Source organism: bacterium (genome assembly GCA_016716565.1).
Taxonomy (GTDB): Bacteria; Bacteroidota; Ignavibacteria; order Ignavibacteriales; family Ignavibacteriaceae; genus IGN2.
The window spans coordinates 300,889-322,093 of sequence record JADJWC010000003.1 but is presented as its reverse complement, the minus strand read 5'-3'; the positions used below and the strand labels follow the sequence as shown (position 1 = coordinate 322,093).

General features: G+C 36.8%; 16 protein-coding genes. 3 read left to right on the top strand and 13 right to left on the bottom strand.

The features are described from left to right. Nucleotides 1-4 precede the first annotated feature (4 nt). From IPM14_13560 to IPM14_13550, 3 genes are all read right to left on the bottom strand, one after another. A complete protein-coding gene (locus IPM14_13560; GenBank protein MBK9099119.1) occupies nucleotides 5-859 on the bottom strand; it encodes a hypothetical protein in 855 nt (284 codons plus the stop codon). Between the two features lie 76 nt (nucleotides 860-935). Next, nucleotides 936-1,964 carry a Holliday junction branch migration DNA helicase RuvB gene (ruvB, locus tag IPM14_13555; protein ID MBK9099118.1) on the bottom strand — a complete coding sequence of 343 codons (1,029 nt, stop codon included), beginning with the start codon at nucleotides 1,962-1,964 and terminating at the stop codon, nucleotides 936-938. Nucleotides 1,965-2,035: 71 nt separating this feature from the next. After that, entirely contained in the window at nucleotides 2,036-3,085 is a 1,050-nt protein-coding gene (locus IPM14_13550) for a DUF1624 domain-containing protein (GenBank protein MBK9099117.1), read from the bottom strand. A gap of 306 nt (nucleotides 3,086-3,391) precedes the next feature. Between IPM14_13550 and IPM14_13545 the strand changes: the two genes are divergently transcribed. Beyond that, on the top strand, nucleotides 3,392-4,624 hold the full coding sequence (locus IPM14_13545) for a T9SS type A sorting domain-containing protein (GenBank protein ID MBK9099116.1): 1,233 nt from the start codon (nucleotides 3,392-3,394) through the stop codon (nucleotides 4,622-4,624). 193 nt (nucleotides 4,625-4,817) lie between these two features. Here the strand turns inward: IPM14_13545 and IPM14_13540 are convergent, their stop codons facing one another. Both IPM14_13540 and dnaK read right to left on the bottom strand, forming a co-directional pair. After that, nucleotides 4,818-5,216, bottom strand: coding sequence for an Hsp20/alpha crystallin family protein (locus tag IPM14_13540; protein MBK9099115.1), 399 nt, complete (start codon nucleotides 5,214-5,216; stop codon nucleotides 4,818-4,820). Nucleotides 5,217-5,285: 69 nt separating this feature from the next. Beyond that, the gene (gene dnaK, locus IPM14_13535; protein MBK9099114.1) at nucleotides 5,286-7,208 is read right to left on the bottom strand and encodes a molecular chaperone DnaK; all 1,923 of its coding nucleotides are present in this window, start codon (nucleotides 7,206-7,208) and stop codon (nucleotides 5,286-5,288) included. Between the two features lie 371 nt (nucleotides 7,209-7,579). Here dnaK and IPM14_13530 point away from each other — a divergent pair, with 371 nt between their 5' ends. Together IPM14_13530 and IPM14_13525 are read left to right on the top strand one after the other, a co-directional pair. Further along, nucleotides 7,580-8,353 (top strand): biotin--[acetyl-CoA-carboxylase] ligase, encoded by a 774-nt coding sequence (locus IPM14_13530; GenBank protein MBK9099113.1) that lies wholly within the window; start codon nucleotides 7,580-7,582, stop codon nucleotides 8,351-8,353. Beyond that, nucleotides 8,353-9,102: a type III pantothenate kinase gene (locus tag IPM14_13525; GenBank protein MBK9099112.1), complete on the top strand. Its 750-nt coding sequence runs from the start codon at nucleotides 8,353-8,355 to the stop codon at nucleotides 9,100-9,102. Before IPM14_13530 ends, IPM14_13525 begins: the two co-directional genes overlap by 1 nt. Before the next feature lie 5 nt (nucleotides 9,103-9,107). On the opposite strand, the gene IPM14_13520 is transcribed toward IPM14_13525, so the two are convergent. The 8 genes from IPM14_13520 to sprA all read right to left on the bottom strand — a co-directional run bounded on the left by IPM14_13520 (nucleotide 9,108) and on the right by sprA (nucleotide 21,079). Further along, complete coding sequence (locus IPM14_13520) at nucleotides 9,108-9,959, bottom strand: pantoate--beta-alanine ligase (GenBank protein MBK9099111.1); 852 nt, start codon at nucleotides 9,957-9,959, stop codon at nucleotides 9,108-9,110. A 7-nt stretch (nucleotides 9,960-9,966) separates the two neighbouring features. Further along, the gene (locus IPM14_13515) at nucleotides 9,967-10,806 is read right to left on the bottom strand and encodes an acetyl-CoA carboxylase carboxyltransferase subunit beta (protein MBK9099110.1); all 840 of its coding nucleotides are present in this window, start codon (nucleotides 10,804-10,806) and stop codon (nucleotides 9,967-9,969) included. Next, complete coding sequence (locus tag IPM14_13510) at nucleotides 10,806-11,525, bottom strand: DUF1573 domain-containing protein (protein MBK9099109.1); 720 nt, start codon at nucleotides 11,523-11,525, stop codon at nucleotides 10,806-10,808. The genes IPM14_13515 and IPM14_13510 overlap by 1 nt, the downstream gene beginning before the upstream one ends. Further along, on the bottom strand, nucleotides 11,522-12,193 hold the full coding sequence (gene tsaB / locus IPM14_13505) for a tRNA (adenosine(37)-N6)-threonylcarbamoyltransferase complex dimerization subunit type 1 TsaB (protein ID MBK9099108.1): 672 nt from the start codon (nucleotides 12,191-12,193) through the stop codon (nucleotides 11,522-11,524). Before tsaB ends, IPM14_13510 begins: the two co-directional genes overlap by 4 nt. Further along, the gene (tsaE, locus tag IPM14_13500; protein MBK9099107.1) at nucleotides 12,177-12,608 is read right to left on the bottom strand and encodes a tRNA (adenosine(37)-N6)-threonylcarbamoyltransferase complex ATPase subunit type 1 TsaE; all 432 of its coding nucleotides are present in this window, start codon (nucleotides 12,606-12,608) and stop codon (nucleotides 12,177-12,179) included. The genes tsaB and tsaE overlap by 17 nt, the downstream gene beginning before the upstream one ends. A gap of 1 nt (nucleotide 12,609) precedes the next feature. After that, the gene (locus IPM14_13495; protein ID MBK9099106.1) at nucleotides 12,610-14,178 is read right to left on the bottom strand and encodes a bifunctional response regulator/alkaline phosphatase family protein; all 1,569 of its coding nucleotides are present in this window, start codon (nucleotides 14,176-14,178) and stop codon (nucleotides 12,610-12,612) included. 81 nt (nucleotides 14,179-14,259) lie between these two features. Beyond that, nucleotides 14,260-15,468: a hypothetical protein gene (locus IPM14_13490; protein ID MBK9099105.1), complete on the bottom strand. Its 1,209-nt coding sequence runs from the start codon at nucleotides 15,466-15,468 to the stop codon at nucleotides 14,260-14,262. Next, a complete protein-coding gene (gene sprA, locus IPM14_13485; protein MBK9099104.1) occupies nucleotides 15,356-21,079 on the bottom strand; it encodes a cell surface protein SprA in 5,724 nt (1,907 codons plus the stop codon). Before sprA ends, IPM14_13490 begins: the two co-directional genes overlap by 113 nt. Between the last annotated feature and the right edge of the window lie 126 nt (nucleotides 21,080-21,205).

Genomic DNA, 21,205 nt, shown 5'->3' with positions numbered 1-21,205 from the left:
TCTGTTACGTTTTCAGCTTTGTAGAACCATGTATTTTCTCTTCTTCATTTTTATAGATAGCTGAAGAATTTAAATCATCCGGAGTAATAATTTTAACTACCTCATCAGAATTTCTCGCTAAAAAATATTTTTCTGCAATCTCTGTTTCTAAAACCTCTTCCGGATTTTGAAGTTCGCCAGTTGCCCAGACGCCATAGTTATTAGGTACAGTTATTTTAACTTCAAAGTTTGAAAAGTCATTGTAAAATTCTGCCTGTCCGCTATAATTATAGTAATCCCAGCCTTCGGTATCATCATAAACAGCAATCTGTGGATACCAGTAACCAAGAAAAACCGCTGTTGTATCATAAACTCCCATTCTCAAAGTCGCTTTAGTTGGTAAAGTAAAACTCCATTCAACTGAAATCTCAACAGACGAGTTTGCCTGAACTGCTCTTGGTAAATAAAGAATTGCGACAGTGCTTGTCACTCTGAAAATGCTTCTGTTCTCTAAATTGATTGAACGTCCATCAATACCTATATTTCTTATAGTTACTCCTTCGTTTACAGCTTCCGGAACCATTGAATAATCTCGAGCACTTCCTTTTTTAAAAATGTTTGGGTATAATCTTATTACAAGCCGATTCAATGAATCCGGACTATTGTTTTTATATAACACCTCTTCCCTGCCAGTAAGTGTATAATTAATTGGATCGAATTCCGCATCGATTTTATAATCGGCTGAGTTCTGCCAGTAATTTGGTCCGGGCCTTCCATCAAATGATCGAGTCTCTTTATCGTATGCTTCCAGTATATTTCTTGGAATGAATAAATCATCTTGGGAGATTAATGGATAATTTGCCAGGGTAATTAACATCAAAAAAACGTTTATTCGAATTTGTTTTAAATGGATATTCATAAAATTGTATTTCAATTGGTAGGTTTAAAACTGAGTACTACTCAAAAAGAGACTTTGAGTCTCCTTCCCTGAATTTATTCTTATTGAATCTTTTATAAGCGAGTGCTGTTGCTTCCCTTCCCCGGGCAGTTCTTTGAATGAATCCCTGCTGAATAAGAAATGGTTCGTACACTTCTTCAATAGTACCGGGATCTTCATTTACTGCAACCGATAAAGTATTCAAACCAACCGGACCGCCATTATATTTTTCTATTATTGCCAGAATAATTTCTTTATCCATTTCATCCAATCCGTAATCATCTACTTCAAGAGCAGATAAAGCTTTTTTAGCAACTTCAATATCTATTTTTTTCTTGTTGTCATAATCAGCAAAGTCCCGAGTTCTCCGTAATAACCTGTTTGCTATTCTCGGTGTTCCGCGTGAACGCTTAGCGATTTCATAAGAAGCATCTTCATCAATTTCAACATTGAGAATTTTGGACGAGCGTAAAATTATTTTTTGAATGCTGTCAGCTTCATAATAATCCAACCTGAATTTTATTCCAAACCTGTCACGTAAAGGTGAAGTTAACATTCCGGCTCTGGTTGTTGCACCGACAAGAGTGTATTTGGGTAAACTGAGTTGAATAGTACGAGCATTTGGTCCGCTATCAATCATAATATCGAGTTTGTAATCTTCCATTGCAGAGTAAAGATATTCTTCAACAACAGGACTTAAACGATGAATTTCATCAATAAACAGAACAGATTTTTCTTCGAGATTGGTTAAAATACCTGCAAGATCTCCCGGTTTTTCGAGTACGGGACCGGATGTGACTTTCAGTTTAACTCCCATCTCGTTTGCTATGATATAAGCCAATGTAGTTTTTCCGAGACCAGGAGGTCCGGTGAGCAATGAATGATCCAACGCTTCATCCCTTTTTTTTGCAGCTGAAATAAAAACATTAAGATTATCTGTGATTTTCTGTTGTCCGCTGAAATCTTTTATGCTCAACGGTCTGAGCGATTGCTCAAAGTTTTTTTCATCTTCACTGGCAATTGGATCTGTTGATTTGGATTTACGCATTAATTGATTTCAAAATTTTATTTATCTGTTAGATCAATTTATAAAAAGGAAAATTAAGTTTTACATTCGATTCAAGTAACCAGCTCTTTGTTCCTGATTTTAAATTTGTGAATCATTAGAACCATTAAAGTCATCACTGCTATCATTACTATTGCTGCAAAAAATGATTGCCAGCCGCTCAAGCTTGGGCCCATAATTAATCCAAGTCCGGGTGTCCAGGTACTTCCATACAGAATAACCAGATGCACCACGTAAATAAGTAATGTGTTTCTACCAATAAGAATGATTAAATGTGGAATATGTTCTACTTTGAGTGATATGTAGGAAACTAAAGACGTCAGTAGAAGAACAAAACCCATCCTGAATAAAATTGTCACTGGTGTAACCTGCGGATTTGCAATACTTATAGAAAAAGAATTAAGGATTATATCACTCAGGTAGGAAGAGAGCATTAATAAAAATCCAATAACTCCAATTAAGATACTGAACCGGGCAGATTTAAAAACCATCGGATTTTGAGCAAGATAACTTCCTAATACTCCTCCTGAAATTACGTAACCAGCCCAAGGGAAAATCGGGAACAACGATCCTGAGCCAGTATAAAAATATGCAGCAAGTGGAGCAGGCAGTATTTCAATCCAGTTTATTATTTCTGTAATTGGTGAAATTAAAAAAACGATTGAAGCGGCGATAGTAAAAGTAGCTGTATAGTTTAATTTTAATTTCTCTACCACAAACAAAATAAATAATAAAAACAACAAACTGATTCCGATTAAATGAAGAACATCAACAGTAAAGAAGGATTGCCAGTCTGCTGCAGTTACCTGAGAAAAATCAAAGAGAGTCCAGGCCGGATAACGGAGCAAATATCCGATGAACAATAAAAGGATTACTCTGCGTAATCCTTTTTTTACTCTGTAATTTTCCAGAAAAGGTTTTCTTACTGAACGAAAAAGGTAAGTAAACACAGTTCCGGCAGTGAACATAAAAATCGGGGCTGTCATTCCTCTCAGGAAATGCCACACAGCATAAATTGGCAGGTCTTCTGTTCTTAAATTATTTGCGAGCAATACGTTTACTGTATGCCCCTGCACCATTTGAATTACAGCAATAGCCCGCATCAAATCTATAAAAATGACTCTATGTTTAGGTTCTGATGAATGCACTAAAAATTAATACATTATTGCAAGTGACTAAAGAAATTTAGTAATAAATAAAATAATACGAACCATAATAACAACCTATTGATTATCTTCTATAATATTAGCAAGTTAATAGAAGTAATATTTCTCTACTCCGAGAGAGTTAGAGTTTGATTACGTTTTTTTCCCTTGGCTGACAATTTGAAAACTCTCCCGAAGCAGAAGTTTTAAAAGTAACTCTTTCAACTTTTAAAAGGATGTAATATGAAAAATTTATTACTAACCTTGTCCCTATTTTTTTTAACATTCTCTACAAATGAAATTAAACCTCAAATAGTAATCGGAAAATTAGTCGATGAAAATGGAGTCGGGCTTGCAAACATAGAATTGCAGCTTTATATCACAACGAATGTTTATAATACGACTTCGGACACAGCTGGATACTTTACATTTAATAATATTATCACAGTGCAAGACGAATTCCTGCCATTAGGTTACTCAGTATCCAATAACTATCCAAATCCATTTAATCCAACAACAAGATTTGTAATTACCATACCTGTAAGTGGAATTGTTAAAGTGGAAGTATTTAACCTGCTCGGTCAAATAGTTTTAGATGTAACCGAAAAGACTTTTGATGCCGGTACAAATTACATAGATATAGAATTGAACGGCTTGCCCAATGGTTTTTACATTTCAAGAATAACCATTGACGATAAATACGTGGTTGTAAAAAAAATGATGTTGATTTATGGAAGTCAACATTTAACAACTATTGGGAGTCCAATCAATATTCCATTAAATAAATCCAACAATACTTACCTAGTAACAAAAATAGATAGTCTCGTAGCAACAAGTTCAATTATTGGAAGAAAAACATTTTCTAATCTACCAGGTATAACTAGTGATACTCTGGACTTAGGAAACTTGGCAATAGAGAGATTTTGTCCTGATTGTCCCACAGTTCTATATGAAGGTAAAACATACCACACAGTAAAGATAGGAACTCAATGTTGGTTAAAAGAAAATCTTGAGGCGGGCATATATATACCGGGAAGCCAGAACGCAACAAACAATGGTATTATAGAAAAATACTGTTACAATAATGATCCAAACAATTGTAATACTTATGGTGGATTATATCATTGGAATGAAGCAATGCAGTATATCACGTCAAATGCACAAGGAATTTGTCCTCCAGGCTGGCATATCCCAACTTTATCAGAATTACTTACACTTAGAGCAACTGTCAACAACGATGGCAATGCATTAAAAGCAGTAGGACAAGGAATAGGTAGTGGTGCTGGTACAAACATTAGTGGATTCTCTGCTTTATTGGCGGGCTACCGTTATGGCAATGGTGTATTCTACGGTTTAGGTGAAGGCACTCTTTTTTGGGGTTCTACGGAGAGCTCGTCCGAAGCGTATATCTTGAGTCTGGGTAGTGAGGGTGGCGATATCTACATATATAGCACTGATAAATCCTTTGGGTTTAGTGTTCGATGTCTCAAGGATTAAACGATTTACGTATCTAGAGTGTTCTCCAGAGGATTTTATTAATGGAATCTCGTGCGAAGTTTATTTTTATCATCTTAAATTTGGAGTATTCGTTCAGAAAAAAAATGAATCGTTTTTGATAAGCAACAGAGAATTTGGGTAAGAATAAAAAAACCCGCTAAAAAGCGGGCAATGAATTCATAATATTATTCAATCAGGCAATATCAATTGTTCTTGGTTTTATCTTTTCACTCTTTGGAAGATGAACAATCAATTGACCGTTATCATATTTTGCATTGATTTTCGTTTTATCTATTGAATCAGATATTTTGAACTTCCTAAAATAATTTCCAACCTCATTTTCATTCAGGATATAATTTCTGTTTGAAACTTCATCGTAATTTATCCTGCCAAATACAACGAGAGATTCTTCGATGACTTTTACCTGCACTTCACTTCGTGCAACTCCCGGCATATTCGCAATCAGGATATACTCATCTTTATTCTCAAAAATATCCGATGCCGGTGAAATATTATTCTCTGTCCGCAGAATTTCCTCGATTGAATAATTATTAATTGCTTTGACAGCTATTATTTCTTTATTCTCTGACATTTTTTTCTCCTTGAATCCGTTTCTTAATTTAAAAGAGGATCAGTTTCCCAATCCTCCCATTATTTAACTTTACTTGTCTTTGTTATCGTTGTCGTCAACTACTTCGTATGATGCATCCTGAACATTTTCCTTCTTATCCTGCGTTTGTTCAGGTTCACCTGCAGCCTGCTGTTGACCACTTTGCTGCTGGCCAGCCTGCTGATAAAGCTGAGATGCTATTTCATTCCATACTTTATTTAATGATTCAGTTGCAGATTTCATCTGATCGGAATTGTTAGTCGCAATTGCTTCTTCTACTTTTTTAATTTCTGTCTCTAATCTAGATTTTGCATCAGCAGAAAGTTTGTCTTTCATATCTTCAATCTGTTTCTTCGTTTGGAACACAAGACTATCTGCCTGATTCCTGATATCAACACTTTCTTTTTTCTTCTTATCTTCTGCAGCATGCTCTTTTGCATCTCGTTTCATCTTGTCGATTTCTTCGTTGCTCAAACCGCTGGAAGAAGTTATCCTGATGCTCTGTTCTTTATTTGTTGCTTTGTCTTTTGCGGCAACGTGAAGAATACCGTTAGCATCAATATCAAAAGTAACTTCAATCTGAGGAACGCCTCGTGGTGCTGGTGGAATTCCATCAAGATGAAATCTTCCAAGTGTTCTGTTATCTGCAGCCATTGGCCGTTCGCCCTGAAGAATATGTATTTCTACAGATGGCTGACTATCTGAAGCAGTTGAGAATACTTCGCTTTTCTTTGTCGGTATGGTAGTATTCGCATCGATCAACTTAGTCATTACACCGCCAAGTGTTTCAATGCCGAGAGACAATGGAGTTACATCAAGAAGTAATACATCTTTAACATCACCAGCAAGTACACCACCCTGAATAGCTGCACCGATTGCAACAACTTCATCAGGATTTACACCTTTGTGAGGTTCTCTGCCAAATAAATCTTTTACGAGCTGTTGAACCATCGGAATTCTAGTTGAACCTCCAACCAGAATTACCTCGTGAATATCCGATGGAGAAACTCCGGCATCTTTCATTGCCTGCTGACAAGGAATTTTTGTCCTGTCTACGAGGTCATGTATCAATTGCTCAAATTTTGCTCTGCTTAAGTTGATGTTTAAATGTTTTGGTCCATCCTGAGTTGCTGTTATGAATGGAAGATTTACATCAGTCGAATTTGAAGAGGACAATTCTATCTTGGCTTTTTCGGCAGCTTCCTTTAATCTCTGTAAAGCCATCGGATCTTTTTTAAGATCAATTCCTTCCTGTTTCTTAAATTCATCAGCTAAATAATCAATTAACCTCTGATCAAAATCATCGCCGCCAAGATGCGTATCACCATTTGTTGATTTGACTTCAAAGACACCATCACCAAGCTGTAATATAGAAATATCGAAAGTACCACCGCCTAAATCGTAAATAGCGACCATATGATCTCTACTGGTTTTATCAAGACCATATGCTAATGCAGCGGCTGTCGGTTCATTAATAATTCTTTTTACTTGAAGACCGGCAATTTCACCTGCATCTTTTGTTGCTTGTCTTTGTGAATCATTGAAATATGCGGGAACAGTTATCACTGCTTCTGTCACCGGTTGACCGAGATAATCTTCTGCGGTTTTCTTCATCTTCTGTAAAATCATTGCACTTATTTCCGGTGGTGAATAAATGCGATCCTGAATTTTTACTCTTGCTGAGTTACTGTCTCCAGTTACAATTTCATAAGGAACTTCACTTCTTTCTGTTCCAACTTCATTCACGAATCTTCCCATGAATCTTTTGATTGAGAAGACGGTATTCTTCGGATTGGTGATCGCTTGTCTCTTTGCAGGTTGACCGACCAATCTCTCACCTGATTTTGTAAATGCAACGACTGAAGGTGTTGTTCTTCCACCCTCAGAATTCGGAATCACTACCGGATCATTTCCTTCCATAACCGCAACGCACGAATTCGTAGTACCCAAATCAATGCCTATTATTTTTCCCATTTTCTTTCTCCTTTGCTTTATATTGTTATTATCTAAAAACCTGATACTTCAAAATTTGTATTAAACAAGATTTAAATAACCCAATATTAATGCCATAATACATCATTTTCTATAATTCCCTTATTTATAAAGACTTAAGAGGAAGTTTGAACAAAGCTCATAATTTTGGAGAGACATACAGCTTGCCACAATGGCAGTGAAAAGCGGTGAGCAAGTCTTTTAATCTGACATACTTGCCCCGCTATAAATTAGTGGGATTTTCAGGAATAGGTCGCCACAAATCAATCCGAATTGAATATATAAATAGCAACCAATTTTCGACAAAAATTCCTTTTCAATTAGCTAACTTTGAGAAAGTGATTGGAGTAAATATGTTCAACCTGGAAAACTTCGATATAAAATTAGAAACAGAGATAATAGGCCGTAATTTTATTTATTGCGAGGAGATTGATTCAACGAATAGTGAACTTCTTGCGGGTAAGCAGAACTATAAAAAGAACGGAACAGTGTTGCTAGCTGAGAAACAACTCGCCGGAAAAGGCAGAAAAGACAGAACGTGGCAAAGTGCTAAAGGATTGAATCTTACATTTTCTATTTTACTTACTAAGGAATCTATTACATCAATAAATATTAACCACCTTAATTTTGCTGCTTCACTTGCAGTTGCAAATGCTATTGAAAATCTTTTCCAATTGAAGACGGAACTGAAATGGCCAAATGATGTTCTCATTAATAAAAAGAAAGTTTCCGGCATATTAACCGAATCTTCCATTAAAGGAAGCAAGGTAGAACGCGTAGTTATCGGCATCGGTTTAAATTTGAACCAGGTAGCATTTCAAGGAGAATTCAATTTCCCACCAACATCACTAAAGCTTGAAGCCGGCGATACAATCGACAGGGAAAATATGCTTGCTGAGATACTGAATAATTTCGAAGAATTACTACTGGAACTTTCCAGTAAACCGGAAAATATTTTGAATGATTGGAGAGCAAAGTGTAAAATGATCGGCGATAAAATCTCTATTAGTGAAAACGATAAAATCAAAACAGGAATTTTTTACGATATCGACGAAAATGGGTACTTGATTCTCAAGCACAACAATTCAATTGAAAAAATTCATTTTGGTGATGTGGGATTTATCTAATGCTATTAGCTCTCGATATTGGGAACACAAATACTAAGTCCGCATTATTTGAAGGTGATGCGTTTATTGACTTTACAGTTCATTCGGATTCAAAAGTTTTTAATAAATATTTCGATAGCATCAGTTTCACAAATGTCGCTATCAGTTCTGTAAACAAGTTTTCAGAAAATAAAATACTCGAACTACTTTCTATTAAAAATGTTCAGATATTTCGAGCCAGTAGTCAAAATAAATTTAATTTCGATATTGCTTATGAAACTCCTGATACACTAGGGGTAGACAGACTTTGCTCAGCATCAGGAGCTTTTAATTTAGCAGTAAAAAATAAACTACTTTCTGATGACCAATATCTATTAACAATAGATTTCGGAACTGCAACAACTATAAATATTGTTTCTCCAGATAAAAAATATTTAGGCGGATTAATTGCCCCGGGACTTTCTACTATGTTGAAAGCGCTGAATGAAAAAACAGCACAGCTTCCTCTTCCGGAACTTAAGTCATACAAGGGTATTATTGGAACTACGACTGATTCTTCGATACTTAGCGGAGTAATTACCGCAACAATCGGAATGATAAATGAAACAACCTTTTATTTAGAAAATAGATCAAAAGTTTTTCCTTTGATCTATGCTACAGGTGGGAATGCCAGATATGTTCTTCCTTATCTGGATAAAAGGATAATTTATGATGAAGCGCTGGTTTTAAAAGGTTTGAAAACGATTTATGATCTGAATAATCCAGATTAAAATTTTTAGATTTTAATTTTCAAATTATCTATCAATCTCGTCTTTCCGATTTTACAAGCAACAAGCACAAAATATTCTTCGCCTTCAACCAAATGGTCAACCAATTCGAAGGTATCTGCATCTACGATTTTAATGTAATCGGGTTTAGCAGATGGGATTTCAGGAAATAACTGCATCATCTCTGATAAAATAAAGCTGACTCTTCGTTCACCAGAATCAATTAATTTCTTTGCAATATTTAATGATTGATTGAGTACTAACGCATCCTTTCTATCGCTGGCTGACAAGTAAACGTTTCTTGAACTCATTGCAAGTCCATCATTTTCCCTGATTATCGGACATCCAATTATTTCAACATCAAGTTTTAAATCTTTAACCATCTGCTTAATTACTGCAAGCTGTTGTGCATCTTTCTGACCAAAGAACGCATAATCAGGTTTAACACAATTAAATAGTATAAGCACGACAGTGGAAACCCCTCGAAAGTGAGCAGGCCGGAATTCGCCTTCAAGATTTTTTGTCACATATTCGACGTTCACATAAGTCTGAAAATTTTTAGGATAAATTTCTTCCGTTGAAGGTGTGAATAGAAAATCAACTTTTTCATTTTCTAAAAGTCTGATGTCTCGAGCTTCATCTCTCGGATAGCTCGTAAAATCTTCTGAAGGACCAAACTGTGTTGGATTAACAAAGATTGAAACTACTGTTATATCACAATTTTTTTTTGATTCTCTGATAAGGGAAAGATGACCTTCGTGAAGAAAGCCCATTGTTGGGACAAAACCGATTGTTTTACCGGCTGATTTATTTTTTTTTACGATGGATAGAATTTCTTGTGCAGATGAAACAGTTTTAATTTCTGCCTCAGGACATCAGTTCAAGTAGATTGCTTATTGTTTGCCGAAGATTCTTTCTGTGGGCAATAACATCGATGAATCCCTTCTCTAATAAGAATTCTGATTTTTGAAAACCTTCAGGCAGGTCTTTACCGATAGTTTGCTTTATTACTCTTGGACCAGCAAATCCGATTAGTGCATTGGGTTCTGCAATATTAACATCGCCAAGCATTGCATAACTCGCCGTAGTTCCCCCGGTTGTAGGATCCGTAATCAGAGAAATGTACGGGATACCAAGTTCAGCTAATCTTGTTAACCTTGCACTTGTTTTAGCTAACTGCATTAATGAAAACGCAGCTTCCATCATTCTTGCACCGCCGCTTTCAGAAATAATTATCAGAGGAATTTTTTCTTTACAGGCTTTATCAATTATTCTGGCTATTTTTTCACCAACAACCGAACCCATACTGCCACCGATAAATTGAAAATCCATGCAGGCAAATGCAACCTCTCTCTTTTCAATTTTACCGGTTCCAACTCGTACGGCTTCGTAAAGCCCCAATGATTTAACGGTGTTGTGAAGTCGATCTTTATATTTTTTTGTATCTACGAAGTTCAACGGATCAGGAGAACGCATTTTTTTGTGCATCTCTTTAAAGCTTCCTTCATCGAGAAGAATATTTATATATTCTTCACTTCCAATTCTAAAATGATGATCACATTTAAGGCATGTCCAGAGATTTGCTTCAAGCTGTTTCTTGTGAATTATTTCTCCACACCCGGGACATTTTTCCCAGAGACCATCTGGCAAATCTTTTTTCTGCGAATCAGGTGAAATATTATCTTTAGACCGGCTGAACCAAGGCATTAGCTTCCTTTTCGAATAATATCGGCATAGATGGTAAGAATCTTTGCCGGATCCTTTGGATCATTTGAATTAATTGTTACAGTGCGACTCATCTTTCCAGACCTGTTCTTTGTATCAAGTTCTACTTTCAGAGTTCCTTCCTGTCCTGGTGCCAAATTATCCTGACTCAATAATGCTGCAGTACATCCACAGGAAGTTTTAATATCTTTTATTACAAGATTTGATGAGCCTTTATTGACAAATTTAAATGTGTAATTAACCTTATCGCCTTCATTTACTTTACCAAAATCATGCTGAGTTTCTGTTAAATAAATTAAAGGATTCCCAGCATTTGCTTCTGAAGGTTTTAGAATATTGCAGCGAATCGTCACTATCATTTCAGGATTCTGCGGATCATTAGAAAAAATCTTTACTGTTTTATTTTGTTTTCCGAGTCTGCCTGCAGAATTAAATTTTACCGTGAGATTTGTTGATTCACCAGGACCAAGTTCATTTTTCTCTGGCGCAGCAGCTGTACAACCGCAGGACGCCTGAACGTTTGTTATTTTCAATAGATCGCCACCGTTATTCGATAATACGAATGTATGTGAAACCACTTCTCCTTGCTTAATATCACCAAAATCAAATTCTTTTTGCTGAAGAATTAATTGCGGCTGCATGAGTTGAGCAAATAGTAATGATGAAAATAAAAAGAATGAAAGCAGAACGTTCTTTATCATTTACTTTTCTCCTTTATTATAAATTCTTTTAAATAATTTGGTTCTAAAAAGTCGTAATTAAAAATTCTTTTTTCCTTGCCAAATTCTGAAGCCCATTTGGCTATAAATAATGGGTCAGGAACCTGGGGAAATTTATTTTCTTGCCCAACTAACACTCCGGAATTACCAAATACTCTGTAACCCTCAGCTTTTTGAATGAAAAGCTCATTGGTTAATATGGTTAATTGCTCACCAAATATATAATTATTGCCTCTAATTTGAAACCTTGTAAAATAGACCTCATCTTTACTTACTTTATTAGAGATGATGAAATCAGCATTATTTTCTAAAATTGTTGATAGTTGAAATGCAAATGCTTCGTATGTTGGAACGGGTATGATGGGCAAATTCGCTTCATGTGCAATTCCTTTTGCTGCTGAAAATCCTATCCGTAAACCTGTGAAAGAACCGGGACCTTCAGAAACTGCAATGGAATCTAGATCAGTTGAGTTTACTTTCGCAGCTTGAAATAAGTTTTTAATAATCTCAAAAATTTTTTCCGAATGAGAATGTCTCAGATTTATAGAAGAAGAAAAATATTTTTCATCAGAAAAGTAAACACAAACGCCGCAGACATTTTCCGAAGTTTCAATTGCAAGAATTGGTTTACCGTCATCCGATTTTTTCAAAACTGAATTCCCTTTCTGAACCGGCCAATGTAAAAATGTTGATCTCAATTCTTTTTGCCGGTAAAATTGAATTGAAGCGATTGCCCCATTCAATGAAAATGATTGATTCGTCATCGTTTAAATAATCCTGCCAGCCAATGTCATACAACTCTTTGAAATTTTTTAAGCGGTAAAAGTCAAAGTGATAAATATGAGAACTGTTTTGGTATTCATTCACAATAGCGAAAGATGGACTGCTGGCATTTACAATTCCAACTGAGGCAAGAGCAGCTTTAATAAAAAAAGTTTTCCCTGCACCAAGGTCACCATTTAAAACAATTCTATCACCTTGTGAACAGAATTTCATAAAATCAGCTGCGAGAGAAACTGATTCAGCTTCGTTTCTCGTTTTGATTTTTGAAGGATAAATTATCAATTTACTTTGGCTCCATAGTGATAACTGGAAGTATCATTTCTTCGAGTGATATTCCTCCATGCTGAAAAGTGTCTTTGTAGTAACTCAGATATTTATGATAATCAGTTGGATAGACAAAATAGTAATCTTCTTTAGCGATAATATAATTTATAGTCACGCCACGTTTTGGTAGTTTATATTCCTGAGAATTTTTAATGTATACAGCGTGCTTATCATCAACTTTCAGATTTCTGCCGTACTTAAATCTTAAATTAGTTGATGCTTCCCTATCACCAAGTACTTTTGCCCCGCGCAGAGAACGAATGCTGCCGTGATCAGTGGTAATAATAATTTTTACATTCTCCATTTTAGATATGGCTTTGAAAGTGCCAAGCAAAGATGAATGAGTAAACCAGCTATTTGTTAGTGAACGATAAGCTGGCTCATCAGGTGCAATTTCTTTAAGGATATCTGAATCGGATCTTCCGTGTGCAATCATATCAAGAAAATTTACAACGACGGCGGTGAAATGATTATTTTTATACGAAAGAATGTTTTGTTCAAAGTTTCTCCCGACTTCCGGATCAATTATTTTTATATACTTCAGATCATTTCTGAGATTAATTCGTTTTCTATTTAACAGAAGCTGCAATAATTCTTTTTCATATTTATTCATACTGTTTTCATCGTCATCATTCCCTGACCACAAATCAGGATAATATTTTTCTATTTCAGATGGAAACAACCCGCTGAACAATGAATTCCGGGCATATGGAGTTGAAGTCGGAAGTATTGCATAGTAATAATCTTTTTCAATCTTAAATAAATCTCGAAGATGCTTTTCAAGAACCAGCCATTGATCCATCCTTAAACAATCCAGCACAAAATAAAATACTGAAGGTCCATCGACTTTCAAATGATTGAGCACATACTTCTCTGTAATTTCGGGAGTAAGAGTTGGTGCATCGACATTCCCCATAGAGTTTATCCAGCTCCGGTAGTTCTTCTCAACAAACTTGGAAAATTCCTTGTTCGCTTCGCGCTTTTGATCGTTAAGTGTTTGCTGCAAACCAATTTCTGGGTGGACGTCAAGTTCAACCTCCCAGTTGACGAGCTTTAAATATAACTCAATCCATTCAGCAAAATCCGGATTACTCGTTAATGATTGCGATATCTGATTAAAATCCTGAAGATAATCTTTGGCAGCATACTGCCCGGAAATTTTTTTGCCTTCAAGAATTTTTTTACATACTAGCAACACCTGGCTTGGATTAACCGGTTTTGTTAAATAATCAGAAATCCTTCCGCCGATAGCATCATTCATCAGGCTTTCTTCTTCACTCTTGGTTATCATAACAACGGGAATACTCTGGTTAATATCTTTTATTCGTGCAAGTGTTTCCAGGCCTCCCATTCCCGCCATCATTTCATCAAGAAAAATAAGATCATAATTTTTTTCTTTGACTGATTCAATTGCATCAGCGCCGTTCATTGCCGTATCAACTTCGTAACCTTTTTCTGAGAGAAAAATTATATGCGATCTTAATAAATCTATCTCGTCATCAACCCAGAGCAGCTTCTTTTTATTCATTAATTTCTCTTTTCTTGCTTAGTATTCTGATTATTTGAATAGTTAAATTATGTAAAAGCAGGAATAAATGATACGATGTAATTATTGTATAACAATATTTACATCGAGACCGGCTTCATTAGTTGTCGTAGGAGGAATTCGTGCAGCTCCTTCCGGTTCAACCGTAGATCGTTTGTAATAAATTGATAATGAGACCTTTGAGCTGATCGTATATTTAATTCGTGGTTCGATAGTGGTTCTTGTTGTTCCATCCTGAGGAATACCGTCTTCAGTAAAGTTATTCATCTCATATCTTACCACTGAATTTTTTGTACTCGTATATGAGATCAAAAATTCAACATCATTTTTCAATGATACTCCGAATAATGGCACTTCAAATCCAGCTTTTGAGAAGCTTGCAGTAAAACCAATATCCCTTGAAAGCGTCTCGTTAATGTTTGTCGTACTTGCACTTAAATCATAGGTTGTTCGTGATGAAAACTTAATGCTGCCGTTAAGGTTTCCATCCCAGACCTGACCAAAAGTAATATTCAGTCCAACAAAAGGAGTAAATCCGTATTCAACACGTTGTGTTTGAATTTCCTGGTTACCTTCTGCGGATAGTTTCCAGCCTTCAGTGTATGAAGAGCTATACGCATGTTCAAGCGAAATACGCTGAGCCAGCGATTTGAAGAAAAGAATTTTTTCCAGCCCATCCCAAGTCAATCTCCAGTTTGCTCTTGGAATATATTCATTAACATCTTCGAACATTGGTAAACCGGAAAGTATCGGCAGAGTTTCAAATCCTTCTACGAAAGCATCGGATAGACTTTTTCTCGGATCAGCCGCGTTCGGATTATACAAAGCAAAAACTTTTTGAATTCCTGATTCAACTAAAGGCAAACTTGGCGGCAATGAGAGAAACGATCTTGTCAGACTTCCTGTTGCTGTGGTATTTGTAATTGTAATATTGCCAAATCCATCAGCATTGAGTGACACATTTTTATTTTGCGACCAGTTCACATTCCAGTTGATGTCGATCTTTGCACCTTCCCACAAAGGTCGTGCAGTTTTAAAATCGATGCTGTTCTTTTCTGTGTAAAGATCGCTGAGATTTGTATTAGCATTTGGTGAAAATGCCCGCGGACCGACATCACTGCTCAATCCAAGCTGAAACGCTCGTGAAGGTCCGTTATCATCACTCTGGGTAATACCCCAAAAAGTTATAGAAACCGGTTCCTCTCCCTTTAATTCCGGACTTAGAAACGCTGTAATCGTGACTGTAATTTGTTGTGAAATTATCCCAATCAAAGAAGACGTATTTAATCGCTGACACAAAAAACTGAAATGCTCTGCTGATAGAGGATGGTTTGTCACCTACGACAACATTTGAACTGTCATCAGTTTCTCCTTTGTCAACTTCTAACTTTTTATCCGTTTCGCTTTTAGAATCTTCCGTTGCAAACAATGGTTCTGTTAACGACTTCCAACGGAGAACCATTCCAGCAGTAAACTTTTGTGTGTTCCCTGCACTTCGTCCGATATCTTCCTGACGAAGATCGTAATCCCATCTGTAGCCAACAGAATATCCTGCATTGAGAGTGAAATACCTATTAATATCCCACAACGCTGGAAGTTTTGGAGATGTTCTTAAATCAAAACTCTGCTGGTAACGATAATCCTGTCCAAATCCTGCACCACCAACAATATCATTCCAAATATCACCTTCTGTTCGTTCTGCTCCCGTTGAGTCAAGCAGAAGATTGGCAAGTGAAGAATTCATATTTACATTATAGTTAACATTAAGATTTAACAATCCGCCTTCAGTGAGTTTCCAGTTGAAGCTAAACCCTCTTCCGGTTGTAAAATCCTGTGATACAATCGGTTCTGTTGGAATTCCTGGTCTTGGTCTGGTTTGATTGCTGTTCCGATTTCGATTAGCGGTTACGTTCGCACTGAAGTTCTGTGGTGCAAAGTAAATCTTCAGGTCTTTGTAATCTTTAAAGATTGAAAATACAATTCCCACAACCGGCAGATCAGATAATTTGATGTACAAATCCGGACTAAAATTAAACGCATAGTTAGTAGACGCATTCCACAACCAGCTTGTTGATTCCAGTACAGTTGGACTTCGATTAAACCGGTTATTGTAATTGAAACCAAAGCTTAATGAATTCCATGTATCTCTTACATACCATACGTCTGTTGGAAGTTTTAATTTAATGTTTGAAGATGAAATTGTGTTCGTAACTGTCAGCGTTTGCGTTTCCAGATAAAGTTGTTCCGGAGTTTGTTTGTTCCCTAATGAATCCGGTTCTGTATTTTCCAATTGTTTTGCAGCTTCATCAACTTTGACATCTGTACCGGGAATATAAAGTGGTTTGCCGAGTGATTCTGTATGTGAATAACTCACCTTAAGATTGCTTTCCCGCATATTGAACGGAACTAGTTTCAGAACATCTAGATCAGTTGACACTGCCCAGTTCTGGTTTTCTACTCTTGAGCCAAACCTCTCAGATAATCGATGGAAATACGGATCAGTATGGCTAGCATTAAAATTAACTGTCATCAAATCTGCAAACTTCAACGACGTATTAAACGTGAATGCTGCTCCAGGAGTATCGTCAGCACCAACTACTCTTAATTCGTTTACCCATACTTCACCAGATAAAGGGCCAGAATTAAAAGTTGGATCATCAATATTAAAAACTCCAAATGAAAGAAATTTTATTGCAGTTAAAGTGGGATTACCTTTTACAACATAGAAATGTCCCGGCGCTCCCGGCACCGGAATTTTCACCAAACCAGTAGCTGAATCAGGAGTTGCCTGTTTTAGTGCAGAAATTTCACTAAAATTAATTGAGATGCTTGTCCAGCCGGAATCCACAGGCTGACGGTATTCGTAGTAGTTTGCGGTGTCAGTACCAAAACGGAAGAATGCCTCAGAAGAATATTTACCGGTAATAGGATCGGTATACGATAAACCTCCGGATTCTTTTTCAGTATCGCCATGGATGTATAATTTCATCTCCTTATAACTGAATACATCCAGAGGTCTGAACAAATATTTAACTGCTTCACGCGATTCGCCTTCAGGCAGTTTATTATAAATTAAACTAAGTGCCTGTTCATTATTATAAATTTCTTCGTCAGGACGCGTTCTGTCTCTCTCTCTGAAAACCCCGGGAGGACTTGTATATCTTTGGTTCTCTTCATAACTAACTGTAGAAACTGAAAGTGTTGAATCTTCAACTAACAATTTTTGCCATTGATTTCCAACCAAATTAAATTCAGTTATCCTTACCCACACCAGAGAATCAACACCCTGGATGTACATTCTTATTGTTTCAACATTTGAGAAACTTGGGCTACCGAACACTCCTGATGTATCTTTCAATGGTATTCTGTATAAAAACCAGTTGGAAGATGTCCAGCCACCTCCGGCAATAAATGGGTTCGACGCTGTATCAATTGAGAGAGGTACTGTGTATCGATAATAATTATTCGCAAGATCGACAGAACCATTTCGATTTAAATCTTCGGTATCCGGAAGTAATCCAACATCGGTTAATTCAGCGTTTCCCTCAGTACCGTTTATATTGAAATAATCAAAAATTGATGTTATTTGCGGTGGAAATGAAAAGTTATCCGAGCTTGGATCTGATTTTCCATTAGGGTGAGTAATTCGTTCCTGAGCATCAAATTCGCCATCAATACCGGTATCTTCGCCTTCATCAATTGCATCATTCAGGTTTTTGTCTTCAGTATCAAGTTTGTTATTTGGAATTACATCTTCACTTATGACACCAAGATCGATATTTAAAGAAGCACCAACAGGAGCATTTTTGATCTGCATCCAGAATTCAATGAACTCAATGTTCTGCTCAACTAAGTTATTCGCGGTTGAAGAAAGTAGCCTCTGCATACCGCCCCAGTTATTTTGTTTCTGAGCAAGATCAGGATTCCAGTTATAAGTACCGGGTGTATCCGGAACAAAGACATAATCCAGCACAGTTATCTGCTGATCTGAACGCGCAACTTGTTTTCTTCCTCCATAAATACTGTCAACGGTGACATCGGATGGAGTGATAGTAAACCAGATACTCTTTGCTTTATAGTCCATTCGATCCGATCTCGGTAAACCGCCAATAATATTCAATCCTTCAGGAACACTAAGGTCTTTCCATCCAGTGTAACTAACTCCAAGAGGAATTGTTCTTTTCGCTCCTTCAAAGTCGTCTATGTAAGCAATACTTTGTCCGGCATCTGCAGGTATGGTGCTTTTCTTTGTATTAGGATCAGGAGACATATAAGCATATTCACCATTGAAAGTAAAATTGGACATCTCTTTTGTAGAAATAATGTTATCAAGTGCGCTTGTCAGGAATGGAAGATCAGCACTCGTTTTGAAATCAAGTCCATAGATCGTGTTGCTGAGTGGTTCCTCGCCAATTCTTACTTTGTCGCTTAATGTTTCCTGGTTCAAATTCATAATTGTAAAACCTAGCTGTGTTTTGTCAGAGAAATCATAAACACCTCTTGCACCGAGCAATGTTTTTGATGCAAGCTGAAACAGGTCATTTTGTTCATAAGTAATTTTCAAATCAGCTCCCGGTACAAGCGCTGCTTCATTACGAATCGTCAACTGACCGATATTGTAATCAACAGTATAGTCAGTTCCTTCTCTCAACTCTCTTCCGTTCAAACGAACTTTAACAGAGTTTTCTACTATATTAAATCCAAGCTGATAAGTGGCTGAGCTTGTTCCCGTATTCTTTCCTGCAAAGACCCATTTATCAGGACCTTTATCCTGACGTGCATAAGTTTTAGATGTATCATAAATTGATTGATAAACTCTGTCTTCAAGTCCGACAGGAATATCTCGTCCGAATGGTTCGAGTGTTGGGAAGATAATTTCCCCGGTTTCAGGAAAGATTGTTAAACCAACTCTCCAATCAAAAACGTTATCAGGTACAGGACTTCCACCGGATCCCTGCTGGTCAAATCCAAATGCCTGGATTAACCTCACATTTCCATTTGGAGTTTGAACTTCTTCGGTAGGTTCCTGGCCAACTACTTCATATTTTATTTTGAATTCGAATCCTTCCTGCTTAACATTTCGCGCACCGGTTGGATAAATGTTTTTCAGTCTCAGACTCCATGCTTCATCATAAGTCGGTTGAAGGTTTCTTGGCTTGACAAGTTTCAGGACTAACAGAGTCAGAGTATCATTTTGCGTTACTGTATTTAAAAATTGTCCGTAAGTATTTACGTTTCCCGGACCTTGCTTGAAGGCAACTGCAATTACATCCTGTTCATTCAATGCAGTTTTGAATGAAAGAAATCCGGTTTCAGGATGAAGTACATAATCTGTTCCTTCTTCAAGCTTCAAAAATCTTCCTGTTTCCTCTCTTCCAGCAACAGGATTTTCAAGCGGCTGCTTGTAGGATGCGGGATATGAACCTCCAACATCATTAAGAGTTGGCAAATCGATAAAGCAATTTGCGTATCTAATTTTTGATTGATCAGCTACAATTTGATTGATAGACTTCCAAACTTCAATTTCATTGATGTTGTATAGCGGATCGTACTGTGAAGGAATATTGCTGTAAAAATTCTCAAATATATTCAGGTTACGATCAGCATAAACTTTATCCACAAAATAATGATTCTCAGAATAATCATATGCTCGGATTGAATATTCCTGCGAAGTAGAACCACCTGATACCGCTACTTCTTTTGTTTCACCTTTTTTCTGGCTCGCGAGAGTTGTCAGCTTGAATGGACCCATCTGGAATAATGCTTTCACTCCAAAGAGAGCTTCCGCACCGCCAACTAGGGATGGGGTCTGCATTGATACGTTTCCTGCTTCAATGCTCTGGATTATTTCATCTTCGTAGCCGGTGTATTTTATCTTAAGCTGGTTCTCATATTCGAATGTTCGCTCGGTGTTCCAGTCAGCATTGATGTTCAGTTTATCACCAATTGTACCGCTAACATTTATTTGCACCTGCTGTTTGAAGTCGGGTTCATTCCTAGTATTACCGAGTCGATTAGCAGTTACACCCTCAGTAGTTTCACTTCTCCACGCACCATGAATCTGAACAGAACCACCGATCTTCAAACTTATTTTTGGTTCACCAAAAATACTGAGTACACCAACACTTGGAAGTGGTATTTCAAAATCAGTGAAACTAGTAATCAGCTCACCAAGTCCTACAGTTCCGCTTTTTAATTCGTACGCATAAGCAAGTTTTTCCCAATCATCTCTTTCTTTCAATGCAAGTTTCAAATTAACATAATCTTCGAGAGACATCCTGAGTACCAATTTTGGTTCGTGCGATCCAATTTTTTCACGGACTTCAACAAATTGTCCAGTTGAATCAATCTTAACAGTTCGCTGTTTGTAGTTTGATGTCGGTTGAGCAAAAAACTTCGATTGCTTTTTTTCTCCTGCATCAACGTAAGATTTTTCTTCTCGTTGAAATCTGAATTGAGCAAGTCTTGCTGTGGAATCTAAAGTTCTCCAATCAATTTTTACAGTATCTTCTTTTGCTAACAAAGTATCTGGTAAAATCTCTGTTGAATCTTTTGGTATTTCAGCGGGATCAAGAACGATTTCTTCTTCTTTGATCTTTTCTTCCCCGGAATCTAATTCAGGAATTTCGAAGTCGAATTTCAATTCTCCCGGGGTTTCAGGAGGAAGTATATAATCCATCAGGTTTAAGGATGCACTTGAATTTTCCGGCTGTAATGAGCTGTTAGTTAATTCTAGTTGTTTTTCTTGTTGAAGAGTTTGAGCATACTCCGCCTGAACCGTTTGAAAAACGGCATTGAACCACAACGGATGGTTCAGGTTGGGCTTTTGCGGTGAGCGGAATCCAAGATTGATTCCCGCAAAAAAGATCACACCAGCGAACATAATGATGCGAAGAATCTCTTTAGCCAGATTTAGGATCCTGTGTTTGATGAATTTTCTCTTAAGGATATATCTGTATTTAACTAATAAAAAATTGTAGAAATTTTTCTATAAGATATCCTTCTTTAA

What these genes read in the sequence shown, in the direction of transcription:
- ruvB (MBK9099118.1), bottom strand. Translation starts at nt 1,964, where the DNA reads ATGCGTAAATCCAAATCAACAGATCCAATTGCCAGTGAAGATGAAAAA.
- IPM14_13550 (MBK9099117.1), bottom strand. Translation starts at nt 3,085, where the DNA reads ATGCGGGCTATTGCTGTAATTCAAATGGTGCAGGGGCATACAGTAAAC.
- IPM14_13540 (MBK9099115.1), bottom strand. Translation starts at nt 5,216, where the DNA reads ATGTCAGAGAATAAAGAAATAATAGCTGTCAAAGCAATTAATAATTAT.
- dnaK (MBK9099114.1), bottom strand. Translation starts at nt 7,208, where the DNA reads ATGGGAAAAATAATAGGCATTGATTTGGGTACTACGAATTCGTGCGTT.
- IPM14_13530 (MBK9099113.1), top strand. Translation starts at nt 7,580, where the DNA reads ATGTTCAACCTGGAAAACTTCGATATAAAATTAGAAACAGAGATAATA.
- IPM14_13525 (MBK9099112.1), top strand. Translation starts at nt 8,353, where the DNA reads ATGCTATTAGCTCTCGATATTGGGAACACAAATACTAAGTCCGCATTA.
- IPM14_13515 (MBK9099110.1), bottom strand. Translation starts at nt 10,806, where the DNA reads ATGCCTTGGTTCAGCCGGTCTAAAGATAATATTTCACCTGATTCGCAG.
- IPM14_13510 (MBK9099109.1), bottom strand. Translation starts at nt 11,525, where the DNA reads ATGATAAAGAACGTTCTGCTTTCATTCTTTTTATTTTCATCATTACTA.
- IPM14_13495 (MBK9099106.1), bottom strand. Translation starts at nt 14,178, where the DNA reads ATGAATAAAAAGAAGCTGCTCTGGGTTGATGACGAGATAGATTTATTA.
- sprA (MBK9099104.1), bottom strand. Translation starts at nt 21,079, where the DNA reads ATGTTCGCTGGTGTGATCTTTTTTGCGGGAATCAATCTTGGATTCCGC.